This is a genomic window from Desulfobacula sp. (genome assembly GCF_030145145.1).
Classification (GTDB): domain Bacteria; phylum Desulfobacterota; class Desulfobacteria; order Desulfobacterales; family Desulfobacteraceae; genus Desulfobacula.
Window position 1 is genome coordinate 13,403 of the sequence record NZ_JAQYWD010000035.1, and the last position, 24,217, is coordinate 37,619.

The following is a 24,217-nucleotide window of genomic DNA, read 5'->3' on the forward strand; positions in this document are numbered from 1 at the left end:
TGCGAGTTTAATTCCAATTTTTTCGGATATAATCCATACAGGTCATAAAATTGTGGTCGGAAAAATATTCTATAAGAGATTTAAGTTTACTTTCTGTTTTATGAAGATTTATATAATGCCTGAATTTAAATCCTCGTGAGGCCTCATCGACCCTGGGTTGGGCAGGATCGAATTCCCAGGGATGTGCGTAAAAAACAAAAGCGTTATCTTTTTTTAAGACAAATTTCATTCCGAGTTTGAAAAATGGAAAGGGGAAAAGCCTGAAATATCCGCCGCCGCCAAGGGGAAAAACTTTATGCTTCAAATTGAGATTGCTGACAGGAAGCTCGCAAAAATTATCTGATATTTTGTAAACGGCCTCTTTTTTTTCTGCTAAAGAAAGGTCTATAATCCCATATCTTCCATGTCCTGAAAATGAATTATAGCTTGAGTCGTAAGCATATCCAGCCTGATGGATTGAATGCAGAACTGTGTCATTAATGGCAAAGCTCGGTGCCCTGAATCCAAAAATTTTATTGTCAATTGTTTGTTCAAGGATCTCCTTACTCCGTTTCAGATCATTGGTCAGGTCCTGGTTGCTTAAATCTTGACACAAATGATGATCAGATCCATGCGAGGCGACTTCATGACCTCTTTTATAAATTTCTCGAACCAGATCAGGAAGCTTTTGTGCTATCCAACCCAAAACAAAAAAAGTGGCTTTGGGCTTGAACGGGAATGAATCGAGCAGATCCAGTATTTTTATGGTATTTTTTTCTACTCTCAGCTCAAAAGAATTCCAGGTTAAAAATTCAATATAGTCTTTAAAATTTTCAACCTGGAACCAATCTTCTATATCAAATGTTAAAAGTATTGCCTTGTTCACTGATACCTAAATTTTGTAATTAAATGCAAGACTATTGCACCTCCGGCACTCAATAAAATACCAACCAAAAAAGCATTGGTAATATTAAAGTTCAATATGTTAAATAAACAGAGTAATACGCCGCCATGGATAAGGAAAAAACCATAACAATGCCCTTGGGCAACAAATAGAGCCTTACTCAAATGATTGCTTTTGGCGATGTTTTTATCAGGAGGAATAAAAATATTCGATAAGAAAAAACCAATTCCGAATGACATAAAATAATAAAATTTATTCAATATTATGCCAAAAATAAAAAGACCAACCATCCAAATCAGAACTTTCAATAATGGATTTTCAAAAAAAGATTGCACGTAAACAAAAGCGTAAAGCAATAGAACAAATGTTATATACCAAGCAATGACATACACTTTTGTACGTAAAAACATATTGCCACCCAATAAAGTTATAAAATCCCCCAGTACGGTTGTCTCTTTATAGCTAATTATTCGATTTATTATTAGGACAGGAACAATAACAAGCCAATAGGGTATCATTATAGATAAAAATCGACTTTTTAGCCAACCGAACGAATTTAATTTAACGCTATGTAATAAATAACCTGAGAGAAAACAAAAAATGATAATAGAAAAAAAATCGATCCCGCGATTATCAAATCCATATAATCCTAAGATATGAAAAAAAAATATGCCGGCAGTAGCTAAAATTCTTAGACAACTTAGCAATATTGATTTAAATACCTCAAAAAAAAAATTATAGTTTTTCTCTCCCGATTCCATGATATTCAAATCCTGCCTCGCTTACTTCTTCGGGATCATATTGGTTTCGTCCGTCGAATATAATCAATTCTTTCATGGTATCTGCCATCAGTTTAAAATCCGGCTGCCTGAAAGTTTTCCATTCTGTGACCAGGATCAGGGCGTCTGTATTTTCAATTGCTTTGTATTGATTTTCTTCAAATATAATCTGCTCTTTGTCAAACCAGATTTCTGGGAATTCTTTTCGAGCCTGATCCATAGCCACCGGATCAAAGGCTTTGATCGTTGCGCCTGAATCGATCAATTCTTTGAGAATTTCAATAGAAGATGCTTCTCTTATGTCATCCGTACCTGGTTTAAAAGACAGGCCCCACATGCAAAAAATTTTATCAGAAAGATTCCGTCCAAATCGTTTCATGATTTTATCTGACAATACCTGTTTTTGAAGACTATTTCGTCGTTCTACGGCATTCAGCAATTCAGGCTCGAACCCCTGGTCCCTGCTTATTTTAATCAACGCTTTTACGTCTTTTGGAAAACAGGAACCGCCATATCCGCAACCAGGATAAATAAATGAATACCCGATCCTTGAATCAGACCCGATGCCTCGTCTGACATTTTCAACATCCACGCCCAGCTTTTCACAGATGTTGGATATTTCATTCATAAAAGATATCTTAGTTGCCAGCATTGAGTTTGCAGCATATTTTGTCATTTCTGCATCCCGGACATTCATCAGGAGGACCTTTTCCCTGTTCCGGGAAAACGGCGCATAAAGTCTTTTCATTATTGTTGCAGCGCGTTCAGAATCTGCGCCAATAATAATTCGGTCCGGTTTTAAAAAATCATTAATGGCAGCCCCTTCCTTTAAAAATTCAGGGTTACTGACAACATCAAACTCAATATTGGCGCCACGCTTTTCCAATTCGGACTGTATGGTGGATTTGACTTTATCTGCTGTTCCGACCGGTACAGTTGATTTGTCAACGATGACGGAATACTCGTTTATATTTTGACCAATTTCCTTTGCCACCTGCAATACATATTGTAGGTCAGCAGACCCATCTTCACCTGGTGGGGTACCCACTGCAATAAAGAAAATATTTGAATTTTTTGACGTCTGTTCAAGGCTTGTGGAAAAATTTAACGTTCCTTCTTTATAATTTTGAACCACAAGATTTTCAAGTCCGGGTTCATAAATAGGCAGTTTGCCGTTTTTCAGGTTCTCTATTTTTTCCTGATCTATATCCACACAGGTCACTGTACTTCCCATTTCTGAGAAGCAGGCCCCTGTGACAAGTCCGACATAACCGGTTCCAATAATCGTCAGTTTCATTGAATATTATCCATTTCTGTTTTCAATTTTCATTTCAATCGTAAAAACAACATACACCAGTATTAATGCACCACCGAAAATGATCAGACCGGACATGTCATGGAGAAAACCATGGGCGGTTTCCGGGCTAATCCATGCTGCCATGGCGCCGGTGATCGTCAACCGGATGACATTAACCGCAACCGCTATGGGGATGGCTGAAAAAAAGAGTATCCATTTTTTAACGATGCCCAGAGGGGCAAGAAAAGAAAATGCGCCGGTGAGTGCAAGAAGAGAGGTTAAAGACCGTAGTCCGGAACAGGCATCCACAACTTCAAGGGAGGTGTTGGCAAGATGGAGGATATTGCCCTCCCTGAATACGGGTATACCCAGCAGATTAATGGTTTGTGAAGATATCTGGGCAGAGAATAACTGGAGGGGAAAAGCAAGTTTGTTCCAGATGATGGCAGGTATGGGGATCATCATGATCAGATATGCCACAGGCACCATGACTTTCCAGAACATCTTAAACCCAAAGCAATAAATGATAATTCCTGTCAAGGTGATGATCATGGAAAATCGCATTAAAAAAAGTTCAGACCCGACATTGCCGGCAACATGGACCAGCATACCCAAGATAACGATAAAAATCCCTGTGTTTGAGGGTTCATGGGATATTTGTGCGATTTCATTCTGTTTAAACCAAACCATATAAAGGGCAACAAAGGGAATTAAAAATCCATGGGAAAAATTCGGGTCAACAGACCAGTCTGAAATAAGCTTTGCTATGGCCTGGTGATAGAGAAAGCAGAAAATAAGGATCAGCGGCAGTAGCTGAAATAATATTTGTTTTTTAATTGTAGGTTTCATTAGTTAGTAGTTTCGAATTTTGGGTTGTGAGTTGCGGGTAGTGGGTTGTGAGAGTCGCTTACTGAGTGTTTTTTTCCCCACTATTCAAAATGCATATCGCATTAGGCAAGTGGAAATAATAAAATCGCCAAAATTTGCTAATAATATGTGATATCAACAGCCCATTTTTCAATGCCGGGAATTCTGTCAAAACCTTTTTCCAATTGTTCCATTGCCTTTTGTGTGAGCTTAACACCTTTCGCATATACACCTTTAACAAACTCGACTGTTGGATTTTTTCCATTCCATTTCATTGTACGAGCTAAACCAAGTACTTTTTCTATACTATCAAGGATTTCTCCTCTCCAATGATTTTCCAGTACTCCCCATACACGCTCAATAGGATTGTATTTGCTGTGATATGGCGGATAATATGCTAAGCATATATTTATCTCATTGGCTTTTGCAAAGTCCACTAAGCGACTCATAAATTGACTCCTTCGGCTATTATTATCCGGACCGTTGTCTGAATTAATAACGATCGTGTGCAAATCAATTCGATTTTTTATAAAAGACCAGAGTGATTCTAAGGCATCGACCATAAAATCGGAAGTCGCAAAGCTTTGGGTAAAAAAGAAATAATTCTCATCCCATTCCGGAATAGCAATACCAAATAATTTTAACTTCGATTCTGGCTCAAAGTCATGATCAGAACCGGACAAACCATATCGATTACAGCCACCTCTTGAAAAGGGGCCAATGTTAACAGTTGCCTTAGTATCTATCGAAATTCGAAGAACACCTTCTGTTTCATCTGCTATTTTGTTTGTAGAATGGACATAATTGAAGATGGCATCGGTTTCTGGGATTTTTTTTTGGGCTTACATTTGCCAACTTTTTTAAGCCGATATCCCATTTGGTTGAGCTTACTGTTTATCGTTCGTATAGTGGGTAACTCTTGATCAGTGTATCCTTTGTCTTCTTTTAGCCTTCTGTGCACCTCTGTAGCCGTTATCGGAGAATATAATTTCGTTGTTCGAAAAGTGGGATCTGTCTGGCTTATCGGTGACACAATGTCCTCAATATCTTCAAGTAAATTGACAAGATGTTGTTCAACTGGTTTTCTGCCCCTGCCGGAATAGTTATCACAGCATGTGATTCCTGATTTTAGTTCGGCCAAACCTTTTCGGATTGTAGTACGATCCCAACCCAATTCTCGTTCTGCTCTTAGCGGACCACCATATCCCAAATTAAAAACAACACGTGCCATGAATAATCTTCGCTCGCTGCCTTTAAGCTGATTTTTCGTTTCATTTAAAAAAGTTTTAACTTGAGGTGTCAATTTTTTAAATGAAAATAAATCGTACTTATTGCTTTTATCATCTATCATGCTTTTTCCTTTTGAAAAGTTGCTTTTTGCATGATGATCATATTTTATTTTTATTTGGCTGTCTACAGAAGAATTTTTTAAACTATGTTCAACAATATATTATTGGTGATTTTATTATTTCCGCTTGCCTTACTTTCACGAAGGAATGTGTTCATTGAGAACCGGATAAACCGCATTTGCAAAGTCCTTTAATATGTTAATCGTTGTTTCTTCATCGACCATAACTGGAGAAATCAGACGAACAAAAGAGCCGTCTGTCCTGTGTTTTGTGATTGAATCAATAACCAGCCATATTTTCTGCATATATTCTGAAGAAATAATTCTTCCCCTTGACTGGAACCAGTAAAGAACAACCTGTTTTTCAGCCCCTTTTTGAAGTAAGAGATTTATAACCCGGATATTCTTTTGCGCATCAGCTACCTTAACCGTTTCAATGGAAGTGTCTGTAATTTTCCAACCAGCACCGGGCATGCAGTTTTTAGGGGAATGGATTATGTCTCCCTCTTTCTGGCTTTGATAAAACCCGACATAGAGGTTAACCGTTTCACCAGAAACTTTCCTGTAATTTGCTAGAATATAGTCTTCAACACCCAAGATATTGTATACCTCTTGGTCCAGCTCACCTTTTTTACCTTCCCACTGGCCAATTTCAAGGGGAAATTCACTGAACGGCTTGTTGGGGGAAATCCGTTCTGACTGGCTGGCAAAGATAGTGAGGACAGCTGTTACCAGCATGATTGTGATTATTATTATTGTTCTTTTATAGGTCATATTTTAGTATTGGGTTATGGGTTATGGGTTATGGGTTATGCGTTTTGAGTTCTTCAGGCCTGTCAGCAATCGAGTTGTTTCATCCAGACTCACGACTCAAAACTCGTTGAATACAATCGGCAACCCGGGATGCTGTATGTCCATCCCAAAGGGCAGGTTTTCTGCCTTTTGAAAACGTTCCTTCAAGGACATGGTCAACCCTCCGGGAAATATTCTCGTGGCTGCAAAGCAGATTCGTTCCTTGTGTAATTGTTATGGGCCTTTCTGTATTAGATCTTAATGTGAGGCAGGGTATTCCCAGATAGGTCGTTTCCTCCTGGACACCCCCGGAATCGGTTATTAACAGGCGGCTGCCCATGACAAGATTCATAAAATCTTTATACCCCAGGGGGTCTGTCAGATGGATATCGTTTGCCATCTGCAGGATACTTTCAAGGCCTGTTTCTTTAAGCTGGGCCAATGTTCTTGGATGAACCGGGAAAATCAACGGAATTTTTAAAGAAATTGCTGACAGGGCAGTACAGAGCTTTTCCAAGATTTCAGGGGTATCCACATTCGAAGGTCTGTGCAGGGTTACAAGTCCGTAGGACCCTCTGCTAAGACCAAAACTACCGGATATATTTAGATTTTCTATTTTTGATCTGAGCATTTCAAGGGAATCAATCATGATATTTCCGACACAGGTGACCTTCTCTTTGGCTATCCCTGCTTTTATAAGATTTTCATCCCCATCCACTGATGGTGTCCAGAGAAAATCAGCAATGGAATCGGTTACAATCCGGTTGATTTCTTCGGGCATGGTCCGGTCAAAAGACCGAAGGCCAGCTTCAAGGTGGGCTGTTTTGATGCCCAGTTTAACAGCTGCCAGGGTTGCCGCAATCGTGGAATTGACATCACCGACAACGACCACAAGATCAGGTTTTTCTTCCATTAGAACTTTTTCATAGGCCATCATCACATGGCCTGTCTGCTCAGCATGGGTCCCGCTGCCAACATTAAGATGGATGTGAGGTTCCGGCAAATCGAAATCTTTAAAAAAGACATCTGACATGTTCAGGTCATAATGCTGACCCGTATGGACGATGACAGGATCAATGCCTTTTCTTTGCACAAGCTCATGATACAGCGGTGCAATTTTCATGAAATTGGGCCTTGCCGCGGCTATCAGGTGAATTTTTTTCATGGGATACTTAAAAGATTCCTTAATAAATTTCATTTTTGCTTTCCAAAGCCCGTCTGGAGGGTGAATTGACTATACTGACGGGTCTCACCGGAACAAAGCTGACAGAAAAAGTGGCCTTGTTTTCCTTGTAAGCCTCTCTTTCATTTGTATCTGTATCAAAATCCGTGTGCGTATAGGTGAGATTAAACCGCAGCCATTTCAGGGGGTTCCAGGAAAGGCCGCCGCCAAACGTCGTTTCATCGTCTGTTCTATCAGCGGTCAATTCATTGTATTGATTCTGGCTATAGGATCCAAACAGGTTTGACGACAAGCTTTTCAGGACCTGATAGTTCAATTGAAACCCTGCCTGATATGTATTGGTCTTGCTGTTATTATCATTTGACCCCTGATAATCATTCACTTTATATGATCCGGATAAATTTGAAGACATTCTTTTGAGAAGCTGATAATTCAAATCAAAGCCTGCCTGATAATAAATTGAGAACCCCTGATTTATATCCTCACCACCGGAATCTTCATATCCGCTGGCGCCTGTAAGGGTTAATGATCCTTTTTTACTGAAATTAAACGTCTTATACATATCCAGATCAAGAAATGGATCTATTGAACTTTCTTCATTCTCCCATTCCTGGAACAAAACCCCCAGGCCGAGAGAAATCTTTGAATCCTCTGTCACCTGCCAGTCAAACCCTGCCGAAGGATGATAGATGGTATGATCTCCAGCATCTTCATCTGAATAGTAATGTCTGTATTTTAAATACCCGTCAAGATGTCGTGAATATTTTCTAAGATACCGGACGTGTCCTTCATATATTTCAATGTCATTGGTAGCATCTTCATACGATTTGTTGTCATAAGAGACATTTGAATCCAGTCCGTTCAGCGGTGTTACCCAATAAGTGATGAATGCGGAAGGTTTGTAGCGCGTGTACTCATCTTCATCAGAACTTTTATAATCGTCAAATGCATATAAAAAATTCAAGCCCATTTCATCTTTTTTACCGAATTGATTGCTGATGCCAGCATTTGTTTGATTTACTTGATGTTCTTTATAGGTACCGGTTCTATCCTGCTGATCATAACTGTTCGTATACAACTGAGATAAAAAAACCTCGGTATTTTTAGACAGCTGACTGGTTGCGGATAGCGATGCTGTGTTTTCCCAGGAATCCCCCTGATAGGCGGCTTCATTGTCATTTTGACTGTCACTGGTATACGCCAGATGGGCATTGATATTGGTATGTTTAGAAGGATTAAACTCACCGTCAAGGGATACATTATGTACGAATCCGTCTCTGTCATCCAGGTTTTTATAATCTTTATATTCAGGATTATAGGCCAGGTAAATCTCATTTGTTTTATCGAGGAATCCAACAGAAAACCCTAAACCATAGGCGGTAATATATTCTTCCTGTGTGTTGTTTTGTGTCTGGAAATAATTATCACTATATTCCTCTGTTATGGTCACTGTCGGGACAAACTGGGTAATGGTTCTCGAAAATGAGGAAGAGCAGGAGATAAAAAGAATCAAAAAAACGGATATCAACACTGTTATATATTTTTGACTGTAAAAACATATTCCCATTTCAGTCTCCTTATTTAAAAGCGGTAAATTTTGGAGAATGGGGTCAGGCTTGCGTTATTGGCACTTTTGCCGGCCTCTGACCTTAAATTGTTCAGGCTTTGATCAAAAGCACAATAACACAAGCCTGACCCCATTTAGTTGTTTAGTTACGGGACAATGATGATATCATCGGCCTTTAAAACAATATCCTTGCCCAGCTTGCCTTTTACGATATCATCATAATCAATTATGATGATTTTTTCAGTGGTTCCTTCTTTCCGGTAGAGAATAATCTCATCTTTTGCAGCCCATTCCGTAAATCCATTGGCAAGCGCAAAGGCCTGAACAATGGTCAGTTTTTTAACTAACGGGTATTCGCCAACGTTCTGTATTTCACCCAAAATATAATATTTTTGACTGACAGCCCCAACAAGGGTTACCGTAACCGTTGGCGCCTCAACAAAATCAGCCAGTTTTTTTTCGATGGTGTTTTTCAGTTCAATCGTTGTAACCCCTTCTGCCTGGAGATCATCCAGGAGCGGAAAGGTGATCTTTCCATCACTTCTCACCTGGATTGCATCAAAAGACAGGTCTGGTTCCTTCCAGGTATTGACTTTTAAAACATCTCCAATTCCAATTTTATAATCTTCACCAAAACTTAAGGAAATTGAACACAATAAAACGATCAGTACGATGGGTACAACTGATATTGTCTTCCTGTTAAACATAGCTCCGCCCTTTCGATTACATCGATTGTAGTTAGTTGAGAGTATTGAGTGGTGAGTGGTGAGAAAATAGTGAACTGGCTAATCATATCTCAAAACTCACTACTATTATACTATCTTGCACCCCTGCCAAACAAAACCGTTTTTATCGTCCGCAGGATAATAATTACATCCATTAACAGGGACATATTTTTGATATAAAAAAGTTCATAATTCAATTTTTCAATGGCATCTTCAATCGTTGCGCCATAATCGTAGGAAACCTGAGCCCAGCCTGTCACGCCCGGTTTAACATTAAACCGCTGGGCATAAAAAGGGATCTGCTTTTCTAGCTCATCCGTAAAATATTTACGCTCCGGCCGGGGGCCGACAAGACTCATTTTTCCGATTAAAACCTCCCAAAGCTGGGGAAGTTCGTCAATCCGGTATTTTCTAATCACCTTTCCAACCCTGGTAATCCGGTGATCATTCTCCTGGGCCCAGACCGGCCCAGTCGATTTTTCAGCTCCCACGACCATGGAGCGAAACTTATGCATCATATATTCTTTTTCATTTATCCCCACCCTGTCCTGGGAAAACAAGACCGGTCCCTTTGAATCCAGTTTGATCAGGATGGCAACAAGGGCAAACAGCGGGGACAAAAGAACGAGCAGAACCAATGAAAGGACAATATCTTCAATCCTTTTAAAAATTGTTTTAAGTCTTGATTTTCTGAATCCATCGGAAAAGATCAACCAGGACGGGTTGATCTTGGTCACCAGGACCTTGCCGGTGAGCATTTCATAAAAAGAGCTGCCTTCAATGACTTCAATACCGGTTGTTCTGCAGTGAATAAGTTCATCTATGGGAAAGGAGCCCCTTTTTTCTTTTAAGGCTACCACCACTTTATTTATTCCCATGGCAATAGCAATTTGAGAAATTTTTTTTTTGTCTTTCCGGACAATAACAGTATCCGGCAGTTCAATCGGGTAGTCCTCATTTTCCGAATCCGGAATCATGATGGCCACCGTGTATCCGCAATCAATTGTGGTATTAATCTCTTTGAATATACCAATTGCCAGGCTGCTGGAGCCTAAAATGATGATATGCTCATTAAAAATGCCTTTGTTTAAAATCTGGATATAAAAAAGTCTCCACCCAATGATGAAAAACAAAAGAAAAAAAATACTTAATAGAAAAACTTTCTGATCGATGATTGCCAGGGGAAATACAAAATAAACAACCGCCAGGGCAATTGACGTTATGCCTAACGCCTGGAGAAGCCGAATACTGGTTTCAGTCAAACTTGAGGATATATCAAAATCATACAACTCATTATAATATAGGCAGGTCTGACAGACAATTGTAATTAACGCGATTCTTAACACAAGCAAAGCATCAAACAAATATGAAGTTGAAAACGTCAAGAGGACAGTAGAAAGAAGAACAGATCCGAATATAATAATGCCTTCGAAAATAAAAAAAATAATATTCCGTATGGGAAAATACTGTTTTAACAGTCTAAGCATTTTTCAAAGGAGACCCCAAATTATTTACCATATCCATAGCTATATCCGTATCCATATTTATAATACCCATAGCCATAACCAATTCTCTTTTCGGCAAAATTATGGACAACACCAAGAATTTTTTCTCTACCATAAATACTAATAATATCCTGAACATCTTTCTTCCGTGTTTTCCCGTGACGGATGACCAGGATGATGGCATCGACCTGCCTGGCAAGGACATTTCCTTCAGATGTAATGTAGGGCGGCGGTGTATCAATAATGATATAGCGATCACTGTATCTTAATTTTACTTCATGAATCAATCGCCTCATTTGATCGGATGAGATCAATTCCGATGGATTCTTTGGAATGGTGCCCCCTGGCAGAATCGTCAACTTGCTCACAAACGTTTTTAAAAGCAGGGAAGACAATGGTGTTGCCGTTGACAGATAGTCACTCAATCCCTTGGAAGTGTCAAACCCGAACGACCGATGAATGGTTGGCGACCGAAGATCGCAGTCGATTAACAGGACATGCTCATCAATGCTTTGCGCAATACTGATGGCCAGATTTGCAGCCACAAAGGATTTACCTTCGTTGGGAGAAGCACTTGTAATCATGATGCTCCTGGGAGAAGTCCCTTTTTCAGGAAACATAATATTATTTTTCAGCAACCTGAATTGTTCCGATTCTACCGAGGAAGGGTTAATAACCGTAACAAGCGTCGGATCTATTCCTTCCGGTATACGCGCTATAGTATCCGTCCGGGGGGTCTCCTGATGGGAGACCTCAAAATCACTTTTTACCGTATCCGATATATGTTCATGACCCAAATCCACATTCAAGTCCACTTTTTCTAAATTATTTTTTTCCAATGCTTTATAAATTTTGCCCAAACCAATAGCTCCCGGATTAAATATTGAAAGTGAATTTTATGAAATTAAGGGTCCGATCAAGGCCTTTATGATTCAGTATTGCAAAAAAAGACAGGAATACGCCGGCATAGATGACAAAACAGGAAAATGCAGTCAGTTCTACTCTCTTTTTAATTTTATCATATCGCGTTGGCAATGGCGGAATAACAGCAAAAATAGTTAACCCAAGATCATTTTCAATCTGTTCCTCCCGTCGGATAGAGGTATTCAAAATCTCAAGGAGAAAAATGATGCCGGCACCAACGCCAAACCCTGAAGCAACAGACATTAGAAACAACATTCTTACGTTCGGCGATGTTGGCTTTTCAGGAAGTCTGGCATGATCCAGTATCCTGAACTGCTCGCCTTTTTGCTTCTTTTCCATATTGAGGGAAAGTTCCGCTTCAAGTTGCCGGTCCAGCAGGGAATTAAAAACACCTTGAATATTGGAATAATCTCTTTGTAACGATTGGAGTTCCAGTTCCCGTTTAGGCGTATCTTCAACCTTTGCCTCGTATAGTTTCATCTGTTGTTCAATTTTAAGGATATCAGACTGAATCTTATTTATTTCAGTTCTAATCTGTTTCATTTGAAGTTCCTGCTGCATTGCAGCAAAATTCGGCATTTGTGTTTCAAGATTTGTCTCATCACCGATTGCATCGATGGAATCAATCTCTTCACCAGGCACTTCTTCCACCATTGAATTCTTTTCTTCTTCAATGGTTTTTTCGAGCTTTTCAATTATTTTCTTGAGCTTTACGACATCCGGATGCCGTTGTGTATACTTGAATAAAAGGGTGTCATACTGTTTTTTTACCATGGAAAGCTTTTGGGCATTTTCCGATTCTTCAAACCCGACTTCATCTTCAAAATCAAAAGATGAAAACTGGTCACCCGATCCCTGGGTTGCCATCTCCCTGGACTGGGCAATTTGAGTCTCAAGCAGATTTAATGAACCCTTAGCCTGCCTTAACTGCTCTTGCTTATTGGTCATCTGCAACTGGAGCCTGTCAAGTGTCCTCAAGTTGGTTTCAAGCTCATCCGGAAGCCCCCCCAGATATTTGGCCCGGTATTCCGACAGTCTTCGCTCACGGTCTTCCAGTTTTTGCCGGGTTTTTTCAAGTTCAGAATCAAGAAACTCGCTCGTACCGACAGCCTGGGCTTCCCTGACCTTTAAGTTTTCATCCATAAAATAACTGGCCAAAGTATTGGCGATTCTCATGACCTTTTGAGGATCACTGCCTTTGAAAACAATGGAAAACGCGTCTGTCCCCCCCCGGGCTCTTTCAATCCTTACGTTAACCCGTCTTCTCATAGCAGCGATTTTATCTTCAAGGTACATATTTTCAGCACCTTCAAACAAACCGAACTGATCAATAATTTTCTCAAGATTGCTCCGGCTCAATATCTGCTGGGAAATGGTGCTGATTCTTTCATTGATGGATGAGGTGACAACCGATCGAATATAGCTGGTCGGAACCCTTTGGGGCTGAACCAGAATCATGGTAGCCGCTTCATAGGTTTTTTTGGCGGTCAAGGTGGTGTAGAGACCAACCGTGAGCGTTATGCAAAGGGGGATAATGATAAACCATCTTCTCCTGATGATAATTTCAAGTATCTGATCCGGTTTAATCGGCAGTTGAGATTGAAAAGAATCTGGCATACTGTTTTCCAATTTATTATTTATGCTTCAGTGAAATCTGAGCTGCCATCTTTTAACAATATAATGAATTTGTCAATACCAAACCCCAATAAATGGCTTAATTACAATGTTCTCCGAGCCCATAAGACCATAAGTGTTATCTACAATAGGTCGACCATTGCCGCGAATAGCTTTAGTAAAGCACATTTCATGCCATACTCTCACTTGCTGAATTTACAAAGGAAAAAAGACTGTCGTACCCTTTTGTACTCCGCGATTCCCCTTTTATCATACAATTTTTGTTAGGCTTTTGACAAAAAAAAGAACCTTACCCGACTCAACAGTGACATTTAATTTAACCCCGTCACAGCAATTCTAATTTTGGCATTTTCTTGAACGGGTCAGGCTTGATGTTTCATATTTAGAATTGCTGCCCCGTCAGTTTAGTATTTGCTTCGAATATTTTTATATGTTAAAAAATTCACTATTTGGATAACCACTGGAAAAAATTAACGACAGGTCGTTGATATCAAATTTAACAAATAAATTATAATGGATACTATATGAAAAATAAATGCCTCACATCAAACCCTTTGTTTCTTATACCTTTTTGTTATCTTTTCTTTCTAATTTTTTCCTGTTCCACTCCCCATGATGACACCATCAGTCATTTGGAAAGCGCTAAAAAATATTTTGCAGCAAACGAATTTGAAAAGGCCAAAATAGAATTCCAAAATGCGATTCAGTTGGATCCAAAAAATGACGCAGCTCATTTTGATTTAGGAGAAACCTATGTTCATCTTCAGGATCCTGTTAAAGCTGCTACAGCTTTTTCCCAGGCAATTGCCGTGAATCCGGATAATTTAAAGGCACAACTGCGCCTGGGGCAAATTCTATTACTGGCAAAAGAAACAAAACAGGCAAGGGATGCCGTGAATAAAATTCTGCAGAAACACCCGGACAACGTTGAAGCCATGCACCTTTTGTCAAGCATCCAGATCCAGGAAAGAAATCTGCCCCTGGCCTTAAAAACCCTGAAAAAAGCTATTGCCATGGCACCTTCAGACCCAAGGACCACCCTTTTCCTGGCCCATTTGCTTTATACCACGAACCGGCTGGATGAAGCGGAGCCTTACTACCTTAAAACCATTGAACTGGATAAAACACTTCGAGCCCCTTACATGGAACTGGCACTTCTTTACAAAAGAAAAGGTGACATAGACAAAATAGAACCCCTGATAAACCAGTGGGTAAAGGTTCCAGGGGATCAGGTACAGAAAAGCCAGGATCTTGCCCGTTTTCAGGAAAGCCAGGGTCGGATTGAGCAGGCCGAAAGAACATATCTTGAAGCCTCGATCAATGCGCCTGAAGATCCCAATGCCCTTGTTAATCTGGCCTCTTTTTATGGCCGACAGAAAAAAAATGATCAAGCGTTGGAAATCTTTATGCGGGCCTTGGCCTTAGATAAAAAAAATCTGGATGTCCAAGCCTCTATTGCCACTCTGTTTTTTGTACAAAAAAAATACAAGGAAACCGAGTCAGCTGTGGATGCTATTCTGGACAAAAATGACCAGCACGAACAGGCTAATTTCCTTAAAGGACGCTTGTATTTTAACAAAAAAGACTTTCCTGCTGCGTTGAAATATTTTGAAATTGTCATTGGCCAAGCTCCCAATCATGCCAGGGCCAGATATTTTAAGGCGCGTTGCCTTTTGGACAAAGGGCAGTCAGATCTTCCCGGCCAGGATCTTTTCAGGGTGGCTGCCGGTTATATGACGGCGGAATCCTGGGAACAAAAATTGGCAAAAGATGAACTGGTACGGGCAGTGGAAATTGATCCCGGGTTTATCAATGCCCGGCTTTTACTAATTGACAGCTATCTTCAAGATAAAGATATTAAATTAGCCCGTCATCATATTGCAACTGTCCTTCAAAAGGAGCCGCAAAAATTACAGGCATTGATCCTTGCAGGACGATTAAAACTTTTGGAAGATGACCTTGCCGGTGCTGAGAAAATCTATCTGGCCATCCTTGACCGACATCCTGATTTTGCTTCAGGTTATGTCTCCCTGGGGCTTGCCCGTCATGGCATGAAAAAAAATAAGGCGGCATTGGATGCTTTTGATAAGGCCCTTGAAATCAATCCCAATCAGATGGATGCTTTAAACTATAAGGTCAGCCTTTATATGCAGGAAAAGGATGTTGCGAATGCCCTGGACGTATGCGAGAAACATCGACAAAATTTCACACCAACAGCGCCATCTCTTGCCATCATTGACCTCATCCAGGGAAAAGTATTTATGACTACAGGGCAGATAGAAGCTGCAAGAGAGCTTTTTGAAAAAGCCATTGAACGGGTACCAACGCTTTCAGCCCCCTATGAAGAACTTGGCAGTATTTATGAGCATCAAAAAGATATTCCCCAGGCAATTGAAAACTATGAAAAATTATTACAATTGAATCCGGATTATCTTCCCACTTATTTGAGCCTGAGCCGTATTTACAAAAACCAGGGAGACCTGAAAAAAGCCCAAAAATATTTAAAGGATGCCCTGGCAATTAAGGATGATTTTGCTCCGGCCGCCAATAACCTGGCCTTTATGCTGGCTGAATCCAAATCCTCCCTGTATGAGGCGTTGCGGCTGGCCAAAATTGCCCGGGACAAAGATTCGAAGAATCCCGATTACCTGGATACCCTGGGGTGGATTTATTACCTTCAGGGCAACAATGACCTGGCGTTACGGGAATTAGAGAACAGTATTGATATAAACCCGGATAATGCCCTAACCCATTACCATTTGGGGTGGGCTTATTATGATACCCAGAAATATGAAGCGGCCAGACAGCACATGGCAAAGGCCCTGGAACTTGATCCTGAATTTAAGGATGCGGATAAAGCACGGGATGTTTTAGGGGAATAGATTTGTTCTCGTTATTTTTAAAATGATAAAGGAAAGTCAAAGTTATCGTGTGAATATAATCGTTCCGGCAATTTAAAAAAGGGCTGGTTCTATCTTGGGCCACTATTGGATAAAGAAAAATAGTGTGCTCGCACAAAGACCACGAAGACACAAAGCCTGTAATACTATCGATGGCGTTGTGTCTTTGTGCGAGTTCTAAAATGGTCGAAATTAAAAACTACAAACAAAAAAAACCGAGGCGGGTTAAGAAATAAATTTTTCTTAACCCGCCTTAGTTATAACGAATAGAAAGAATGAGTCATATTAATTTTTATACTTGGGAGTTTTCTTTCTCATTCTGGAAGCAAAGCAAAGAAGTCCTACGCCAAACAGCATCAATGTTGCCGGTTCGGGGACGGCATTAGTACCTGTACCACCCGGGTTGGTTGTGGTCGTCAATGTTAATTTAATACCACGATTTTCAAAATGACAGTCCGGATCAAAGCCAAGTCCAAAAATTCCACTTTGTGCATAGTTGATCAAATGATTGAGGCCGTTGGCAGGCATTATTAATTGGGCTCCATCTGATTGATCGCTATCTTCTTCCAACCAAGGAGACCTGTCCTCTATGTCACCATTATAAGCCGTATTAATAAGACTAAGTGTAATATCTCTTGCAGTGCCACCCATCCCGGTAAATGAAAACAATTCTTCAGTGAGGGTAGAATCGTAATTGATATTAAAATAATTGCTATAATTTGAATTATCATAAACTCTAGTAACGTTCGTATCACCAGATGGATTAGGGAGAAGGGAGGCTTCTGTGTTAGCTAAAAGGTTAACATGTAAAATATCCGTGGTATCGCCGCTGTTATCATATATAGAATCGAAGTACAAGGTAGCACTCACAATTGTTTCATTATAAATATCAAGAGCAGTCCCATCTGAACTCTCATTCGGATCAGTCAAATCAATTCTCCAAGTATAAGCAGCGTAATGATCTAAATCATTCAAATCATAGCTATTATAAGTACCATCATAGTAGTAAGGCTTGTACTCATAAACAGCAGCAAACACAATACCATTAAAAGCCAAAAACATAATTACCGCCAGTACAAATGCAAAAATTTTTTTCATCATTCCTCCAAATCATAAATGAACAACCATTTGAAAAGTAATTTGATTTTGAATATTGCAAAAGCCATACCGCTCTCAGTAAACGAAACATATATACTATACTGTCTGAAAACTTTATGCGTTAACGATGTATACTGATAAAAATAGTTGTTAAGGGCTACGGGGCAATAACAGCCTTACTTCAAAGCTATATTTTTATTTTCTGCCCGATGCCCTATATAAATTGATACGCCATCAATCGACTTTTTTTGTGTAAAAAAGAATAATAAATTGGTCTTTACAAGATTTATAGTGATTATGCAAAACCCTAAAAACAAAAAATTGTGAAAAAAATTCATTATTTTATGAAAAAAATTACATAAAATATACGATTAAATTCCTAATCGCTTTTACTGCACATCAAATATAATCAAATCTCTATAAATCAAGAATTGACAACTTTAGTTTATGGCTTTATGGTTCCACTATGGAAAAGCCAAAGACAATCTATTTAAACGATTATAAACCCGCCCCGTTTATAGTTGATCGCATTGAGCTAACCGTTGAGATTAAAGACGACCAGACAGCGATCACTTCTATTTTAAACATTCATAAAAATGTTGATATTGCCGATAAAACCACCCCTCTTATTTTTGATAAAGGTGATTTTGAGATTTCTTCAGTTATTGCCAATGGCATGATTTTGTTACCGGGAGAATACGAGGTAGGAGACGATTATTTCAAACTTGCCAAAACCCCGGATGTCTTTACGTTGGAACTCACTTCAATCTTAACCCCCCGGGAAAACACCAGTCTTGAAGGATTGTATCAATCCGGAAATATCTTTTGTACTCAGTGTGAACCCCAGGGGTTCAGGAAGATCACTCCCTTTCCTGACCGGCCCGATGTGATGGCAGTGTATTCCTGCACCATTATTGCGGATAAAACAATTTATCCGGTTTTGCTGTCCAACGGCAATCGGGTGGATCATGGAGATCTGGACAACAACCGGCATTATGTCCGGTGGGAGGACCCGTTCAAAAAACCCAGTTATCTTTTTGCCCTGATTGCAGGCGACCTTGACCATATTCACGATCAATTTACCACCCGGTCCGGCAGAATCGTTGATCTTAAAATTTATTCCGAACACGAAAACATTGATAAGTGCGGCCATGCCATGGCATCCCTCAAGCAGGCCATGCGCTGGGATGAACAGCGCTTCGGCCTTGAATATGATCTGGATCTGTACCAGATTGTGGCCATCAATGATTTTAATGCCGGGGCCATGGAAAATAAGGGGTTGAATATTTTCAACTCAAAATATGTTCTGGCCAACCCCCAGACAGCAACGGATGAAGATTTTATGAACATTCAAGGGGTCATCGGCCATGAATATTTTCACAACTGGACCGGGAACCGGGTCACCCTTAAAAACTGGTTTCAATTGAGCTTAAAAGAAGGCCTCACCGTGTTCCGGGACCAGGAATTTTCATCAGACTTAAATTCCCGGGGGGTAAAACGGATTTCATGTGTCCGGGACCTGCGAGGGTCACAGTTCCCGGAGGATGCCGGGCCCATGTCCCATCCGGTCAGGCCTGAGTCGTATATCAAAATGGATAATTTTTATACCACCACCGTGTATCAAAAAGGGGCCGAACTGGTCCGGATGATGCATCAACTGCTGGGAGAAAAAAAATTCAGGCGTGGCATTGACCGGTACTTTGAAAAATTTGACGGGATGGCCGTCACCATAGAAGATTTTGCTGCTGTGATGGAAGAGGCTTCCGGCCTGGATCTCACACAGTTCAAACTTTGGTACCGTCAATCCGGTACCCCCACTATAACGGTGAAGCGAAGTTATGACCCGGCGCTAAAGCAATTGACCATCTGCTTTGAACAAATTACCTCACCGGACAGAAATCAGTCAAAAAAAAAGCCCCTGCATATTCCAGTTAATTTTGCCATTCTGGATAAAACAGGACAGGATATCACCCCGGAAGGCAAGCACCTGCTGGAGCTGAAATCCGATAAAGAAACATTTACATTTGATAATATCCCTGAAAACAGCCTCCCCTCTTTGTTCAGGCAGTTCTCTGCCCCGGTGAAGATTGAAACGGATTTTTCAGATGCAGAACTTGCCTTTCTCATGGCCCATGATACGGATGACTTTAACCGGTGGGATGCCGCCCAAACCTTGTTTATCAAAGAGCTCAAACAGATCATTGCTGCCATTGGGGCTGGTAAAGAACTGTCAGTTTCTTCACACCTGATTACGGCCTTTAAAAAAGCCCTATTGGATCACCGCACAGATCCTGCCCTTCTGGCAAAGACACTGTCGCTGCCCCTGGAAACGGAAATTAAAAATCATTTTAACCCGATTGATGTTCCTGCCATCCATGCGGCCAGGGTGTTTTTAAAACAGGAAATTGCCGGACAGTTAAAGCAGCCGTTTATCGAGGTGATGGACCGTTGCGCCACATCAGATCCATTGAGCCTGTCCCATGAGGCCATGGCCAATAGAAGCCTGAAAAATTTGTCCCTATCCTTTCTGGGCAGCTTAAAAGAGACGGATACAACAGATCTGGTGTTAAGCCATTATAAAACCGCTCAAAACATGACCGATGAAATTGCAGCGTTTAACATTCTTTGTGAAATTGATCCGGATGTAAAACAAACCGCTGTTGAAACATTTTATGCTAAATGGCAAACAGACAAGCTTGTTCTGGACAAGTGGTTTGCGGTTCAGGCAGGATCGACGCTTTCAGATACATTGACCGTGGTAAAATCCCTGATCCGTCATCCGGATTTTTCAATGAAAAATCCCAATAAGGTGAGATCCTTGATTTATATGTTTGCCCTGCAAAACCATGTCAATTTTCATCAAATAGAAGGAGACGGGTATCGGTTCGTTGCGGATCAGATTATTGCCCTGGATACCATCAATCACCAGGTGGCAGCCCGATTATCCTCCTGCTTTAATCACATGAAAAAATATGATGATATTCGGAAATCCTTGATGAAAAGCGAGCTGGAACGGATACTTGCGGTTCCAACGCTTTCTAAAAATGTGTATGAAATTGTTTCCCGGGCACTTGCATAAGATTTATTATTGAAATAGTGTTATAAAATGTTATAATACAATCATGAAAACCATTGAATGGCATAATAGAGCCCGTAAACAAATGAAAAAAATTCCAAAACAATATCAAGACGCTGTCTTTCAAAGTGGAACCTGATGAATCCGACATCTGGTTTCCCAATGACGTAGTAAAGGCAAATGTAAGAGGTGACAGCCTCCCCAAGGCATGGAGGGAGCATTTTGGATTGACCCAGGATGAACTGGCAACCCGAGCAGGCATAAAACAACCCGCCCTGGCCCGCCTGGAAAAATCCACTGCCAACCCGCGAAAAGGCACACTTAAAAAACTGGCCGATGCCATGGGAATCACGCTTGAACAGCTCATGGAGTAAGGCCATATATTATTCATCCACCAATGATTTGATTTTTTTGTATTCTATTGTATTCTTATAGAATACAATAGAAAGAGGTGTTTTATGAAAGCAACGACTATTCGTATTGATGATGATATGCTGGGGCGTATTGATTGTTTGGCAAATACGTTGAGCCGCTCAAGGTCCTGGGTGATCAATCAGGCTATCGAAAGGTTTATTAGCTATGAAGAATGGTTTGTTCAAGAAGTCAAAGACGGCCTGGAAGAAATAGAACAAGGTAAGATAGCAACCGATGATGAAGTGGCTGCCAGATTCGAAAAATGGGGCGTAGAGGCGTGTTGAGTGAGGTATACAAATGGGACAGGTACCATCTATCTTGACAATGAAATAGAAAAAAAAATAAAAAGCGCTGCTAAAGCAAGCCATTTGTCGGTAAGCAAATGGCTTGCGGGTATCATTAAAGAAAAAATTTCTGCAGAGTGGACGCAAGATATTGTTAATTTATCTGGCAGTTGGGCAAATGATTTCCCAACACTTGAAGAAATTCGCTTACCACATGTGGAGGATTCTTTTAAAGAAGGGTTGTAATGGAGGACGGGGTCAGGCTTGCGTTATTGACACTTTTGCGGGCTTCTGAACCAGATATTCGGACTGTGATCAAAAGTACAATAACACAAGCCTGACCCCTCTTAAACATTTATAGTCGCCAGAAATTGATACCCAGTTCTTTTACTTCTTTTGAATCAAACACGGATTTAACATCAATCAGGCAGCCATTTGGAAGCAGCATGTCTTTGATTCCTGGAAGGCTCGTTTCCAGATATGCCTTATGGGGTACAGCCAGGATAAGGGCTGAAAGATCTTTGAGATCATCCCACTGGCATAAATCTACATTATAGTAGGCCTGTGCCTCTTTGGGATCGGCAATGGCATCATGCACCAGGACATGGGTGCCATAGGAATGAAGCTCTTCAATAATATCCACCACCCGGGTATTTCTCAGGTCCGGACAGTCCTCTTTAAACGTAAGCCCCAGAATCCCAACTTTTGAATCCTTTATATGCAATCCCTGGTTGATCATCATTTTAATGGTTTTTTCAACCACAAACCGCCCCATATTGTCATTGATTCTTCGACCGGCCAGAATGATTTGGGGATGGTAGCCTTCGGATTCTGCCTTAAAGGTCAAATAGTAGGGATCAACCCCGATACAGTGACCGCCCACAAGTCCGGGCTTAAACGGAAGAAAATTCCATTTGGATCCGGCCGCTTCCAATACATTTTTTGTATCAATACCGAAGCGATCAAAAATCAGGGCCAGTTCATTCATTAACGCGATATTCAAATCCCGCTGCGTATTTTCGATGACCTTGGCGGCTTCGGCTTCTTTGATGGTTTGGGTTCTGTGGACCCCTGCCTCAATAATCGTTTCATACAGCGCTGCCACGCGGTCACAGGTATCTTCATCATCTCCTGACACCACTTTTACAATTTTTGGCAGGGTATGTTCCTTGTCTCCCGGATTGATCCGTTCCGGCGAGTACCCCACATGAAAATCTGTTTTCCATTTGTACCCGGATTCTTTTTCCAGGATCGGGACACATACCTCTTCCGTCACACCGGGATAGACCGTGGATTCAAAAATAACGATGGCCCCTTTTTTCATGTAGCGCCCCGCTGTTGCGGAGGAACTTTCCATGTACGTCAAATCCGGCCGCCGGGCCGCATCAATGGGGGTGGGGACGGCCACGATGATATAATCGGCATCGGCAATACCGGCGGGATCAGATGTGGGGAAAAAAAAGGGGGCGTTTTCAAACTCTTGGGTTGACACTTCCCCCGTGGGATCTATAAACTTTTTGCAGTTTTCAATAATACGCGCTTTCAGGTCAAGGCCGGTGGTGTGAAATTTTGTGCCAAAATGAACCGCCAGGGGTAATCCAACATAGCCCAGTCCAATGACTGCGATTTTTTTGTTTTGATCCATGGAACCTTTTCTCCGCTTTGGTTATTGACTCGATTTTCCATATGGGGTTATTTTACATGGGGTCAGGCTTGCGTTATTGACGCTTTTGTTGAATAGCTTTGTTATTTACAGTCTGTTATCAAAAGCACAATAACACAAGCCTGACCCCTTACAATTTTACTTCCCTCAATACTCACCACTCAATACTCAATACTTTCATCCCATGGCAGTTATTGATAATATTCTCTATACCATTTAATAAAATTTTGTATGCCCTCATCCACAGGGGTCGAGGGTTTAAACCCGGTATCCTTGATCAGGTCATTGACATCGGCATAGGTTGCCGGGACATCGCCTGCCTGTAATGGCAAATATTTCTTAACCGCTTTTTTCCCAATGGCCTTTTCAATGGCTTCAACGAATGACATCAGGGCGATGGGTTGATTATTTCCGATATTGTACAATTTATAGGGGACACAACTGCTTGAAGGGTTGGGGGTGTCGGACGTCCAGTCGGGATCTGCCTTGGGAACCGTGTTCAATACCCTGACAACGCCCTCCACAATATCATCAATATAGGTGAAGTCCCGTTGCATGTCCCCATTATTAAAGACGTTAATGGGGTCATTGTTTAAAATGGCTTTGGTAAAGAGAAAAAGGGCCATATCCGGTCTTCCCCAGGGACCGTAAACCGTAAAGAATCGCAGGCCGGTTGTGGGAAGATTGTACAAATAGCTGTACGTATGGGCCATTAATTCATTGGCCTTTTTGGATGCAGCATACAGGCTGATGGGATGGTCCACGTTATGCCGGACGGAAAACGGCATATGGGTATTCAGTCCGTATACGGAACTGCTGGAAGCGTACACCAGATGTTTGACCTTGGAATGCCGGCACCCTTCCAGGATATTGCCGAAACCGACCAGGTTGCTGTCAATATAGGATGCCGGGTTTTCAATACTGTACCGGACGCCTGCCTGGGCGGCAAGGTTGACAACGCCGTCAAATGCCACGGTTTCAAACAGCTCTTTGATGGTGTCACGGTCCGCAATATCGCCGAGAATAAAATTAAAATCAGGTTCTCGTTCAATGATCGCCAACCTGTTTTTTTTAAGATTCACATCATAATAATCATTTAAATTATCAATACCATAAACGGTATGCCCGTCTTTGAGCAGGCGCCTACTCAGATTAAAGCCGATAAACCCTGCCGCACCGGTTACAAGAATTTTCATAATATTTCCTTACCTGATGGATATTCTGGTTTCAAAAATGAGTGAAATATGCTGATGTGTTTAACACAGGTAATATAGAAA

The 24,217-nt window shown here is 40.9% G+C and carries 20 protein-coding genes; 5 read left to right on the forward strand and 15 right to left on the reverse strand.

The features are described 5' to 3' along the window. Positions 1-7: 7 nt before the first annotated feature. The 12 genes from Q1Q15_RS18670 to Q1Q15_RS18725 all read right to left on the reverse strand — a co-directional run bounded on the left by Q1Q15_RS18670 (position 8) and on the right by Q1Q15_RS18725 (position 13,487). Positions 8-865 carry an XrtA system polysaccharide deacetylase gene (locus Q1Q15_RS18670; RefSeq protein WP_300463393.1) on the reverse strand — a complete coding sequence of 286 codons (858 nt, stop codon included), beginning with the start codon at positions 863-865 and terminating at the stop codon, positions 8-10. After that, positions 862-1,644 (reverse strand): acyltransferase family protein, encoded by a 783-nt coding sequence (locus Q1Q15_RS18675; RefSeq protein WP_300463396.1) that lies wholly within the window; start codon positions 1,642-1,644, stop codon positions 862-864. Before Q1Q15_RS18675 ends, Q1Q15_RS18670 begins: the two co-directional genes overlap by 4 nt. Further along, on the reverse strand, positions 1,619-2,959 hold the full coding sequence (locus tag Q1Q15_RS18680; protein WP_300463399.1) for a UDP-glucose/GDP-mannose dehydrogenase family protein: 1,341 nt from the start codon (positions 2,957-2,959) through the stop codon (positions 1,619-1,621). Before Q1Q15_RS18680 ends, Q1Q15_RS18675 begins: the two co-directional genes overlap by 26 nt. Before the next feature lie 6 nt (positions 2,960-2,965). Continuing rightward, on the reverse strand, positions 2,966-3,808 hold the full coding sequence (locus Q1Q15_RS18685; RefSeq protein ID WP_300463400.1) for an exosortase/archaeosortase family protein: 843 nt from the start codon (positions 3,806-3,808) through the stop codon (positions 2,966-2,968). Positions 3,809-3,945: 137 nt separating this feature from the next. Next, positions 3,946-5,177, reverse strand: a protein-coding gene (locus Q1Q15_RS18690; protein ID WP_300463403.1) for an ISAzo13 family transposase whose coding sequence is annotated in 2 segments (ribosomal slippage) — positions 3,946-4,664 and positions 4,664-5,177 — 1,233 coding nt in all. Because the reading frame shifts where the segments join, the coding sequence is not laid out codon by codon here. A 135-nt stretch (positions 5,178-5,312) separates the two neighbouring features. Then, positions 5,313-5,948 carry an exosortase C-terminal domain/associated protein EpsI gene (locus Q1Q15_RS18695; RefSeq protein WP_300463406.1) on the reverse strand — a complete coding sequence of 212 codons (636 nt, stop codon included), beginning with the start codon at positions 5,946-5,948 and terminating at the stop codon, positions 5,313-5,315. A 79-nt stretch (positions 5,949-6,027) separates the two neighbouring features. Continuing rightward, entirely contained in the window at positions 6,028-7,164 is a 1,137-nt protein-coding gene (wecB, locus tag Q1Q15_RS18700; protein WP_300463408.1) for a UDP-N-acetylglucosamine 2-epimerase (non-hydrolyzing), read from the reverse strand. Then, a complete protein-coding gene (locus tag Q1Q15_RS18705) occupies positions 7,151-8,716 on the reverse strand; it encodes an outer membrane beta-barrel protein (RefSeq protein ID WP_300463410.1) in 1,566 nt (521 codons plus the stop codon). The genes wecB and Q1Q15_RS18705 overlap by 14 nt, the downstream gene beginning before the upstream one ends. A 146-nt stretch (positions 8,717-8,862) precedes the next feature. Then, positions 8,863-9,423 carry a polysaccharide biosynthesis/export family protein gene (locus tag Q1Q15_RS18710; protein WP_300463413.1) on the reverse strand — a complete coding sequence of 187 codons (561 nt, stop codon included), beginning with the start codon at positions 9,421-9,423 and terminating at the stop codon, positions 8,863-8,865. A gap of 110 nt (positions 9,424-9,533) precedes the next feature. Further along, a complete protein-coding gene (locus Q1Q15_RS18715; protein WP_300463416.1) occupies positions 9,534-10,928 on the reverse strand; it encodes a TIGR03013 family XrtA/PEP-CTERM system glycosyltransferase in 1,395 nt (464 codons plus the stop codon). Between the two features lie 20 nt (positions 10,929-10,948). Continuing rightward, positions 10,949-11,806, reverse strand: a complete 858-nt coding sequence (locus tag Q1Q15_RS18720; RefSeq protein WP_300463419.1) for a polysaccharide biosynthesis tyrosine autokinase — start codon at positions 11,804-11,806, stop codon at positions 10,949-10,951. A 16-nt stretch (positions 11,807-11,822) separates the two neighbouring features. Then, complete coding sequence (locus Q1Q15_RS18725) at positions 11,823-13,487, reverse strand: Wzz/FepE/Etk N-terminal domain-containing protein (protein ID WP_300463422.1); 1,665 nt, start codon at positions 13,485-13,487, stop codon at positions 11,823-11,825. A gap of 542 nt (positions 13,488-14,029) precedes the next feature. Here Q1Q15_RS18725 and Q1Q15_RS18730 point away from each other — a divergent pair. Continuing rightward, positions 14,030-16,387: a tetratricopeptide repeat protein gene (locus Q1Q15_RS18730; RefSeq protein ID WP_300463425.1), complete on the forward strand. Its 2,358-nt coding sequence runs from the start codon at positions 14,030-14,032 to the stop codon at positions 16,385-16,387. 303 nt (positions 16,388-16,690) lie between these two features. Here the strand turns inward: Q1Q15_RS18730 and Q1Q15_RS18735 are convergent, their stop codons facing one another. Next, the gene (locus Q1Q15_RS18735; protein ID WP_300463428.1) at positions 16,691-17,506 is read right to left on the reverse strand and encodes a PEP-CTERM sorting domain-containing protein; all 816 of its coding nucleotides are present in this window, start codon (positions 17,504-17,506) and stop codon (positions 16,691-16,693) included. 463 nt (positions 17,507-17,969) lie between these two features. On the opposite strand from Q1Q15_RS18735, the gene pepN reads away from it, so the two are divergent. The 4 genes from pepN (at position 17,970) to Q1Q15_RS18755 (ending at position 21,523) form a co-directional block, all read left to right on the forward strand. Next, positions 17,970-20,582, forward strand: coding sequence for an aminopeptidase N (gene pepN, locus Q1Q15_RS18740; RefSeq protein WP_300463431.1), 2,613 nt, complete (start codon positions 17,970-17,972; stop codon positions 20,580-20,582). 125 nt (positions 20,583-20,707) lie between these two features. Further along, on the forward strand, positions 20,708-20,953 hold the full coding sequence (locus tag Q1Q15_RS18745) for a helix-turn-helix transcriptional regulator (protein ID WP_300463434.1): 246 nt from the start codon (positions 20,708-20,710) through the stop codon (positions 20,951-20,953). A gap of 84 nt (positions 20,954-21,037) precedes the next feature. Beyond that, complete coding sequence (locus tag Q1Q15_RS18750; RefSeq protein WP_300463437.1) at positions 21,038-21,277, forward strand: CopG family ribbon-helix-helix protein; 240 nt, start codon at positions 21,038-21,040, stop codon at positions 21,275-21,277. Next, positions 21,278-21,523 (forward strand): hypothetical protein, encoded by a 246-nt coding sequence (locus Q1Q15_RS18755; RefSeq protein WP_300463440.1) that lies wholly within the window; start codon positions 21,278-21,280, stop codon positions 21,521-21,523. It begins immediately after the preceding gene. Positions 21,524-21,632: 109 nt separating this feature from the next. Here the strand turns inward: Q1Q15_RS18755 and Q1Q15_RS18760 are convergent, their stop codons facing one another. Continuing rightward, complete coding sequence (locus tag Q1Q15_RS18760; protein WP_300463443.1) at positions 21,633-22,922, reverse strand: nucleotide sugar dehydrogenase; 1,290 nt, start codon at positions 22,920-22,922, stop codon at positions 21,633-21,635. A 209-nt stretch (positions 22,923-23,131) separates the two neighbouring features. After that, positions 23,132-24,136, reverse strand: coding sequence for an NAD-dependent epimerase (locus Q1Q15_RS18765; RefSeq protein ID WP_300463445.1), 1,005 nt, complete (start codon positions 24,134-24,136; stop codon positions 23,132-23,134). Positions 24,137-24,217: the final 81 nt, after the last annotated feature.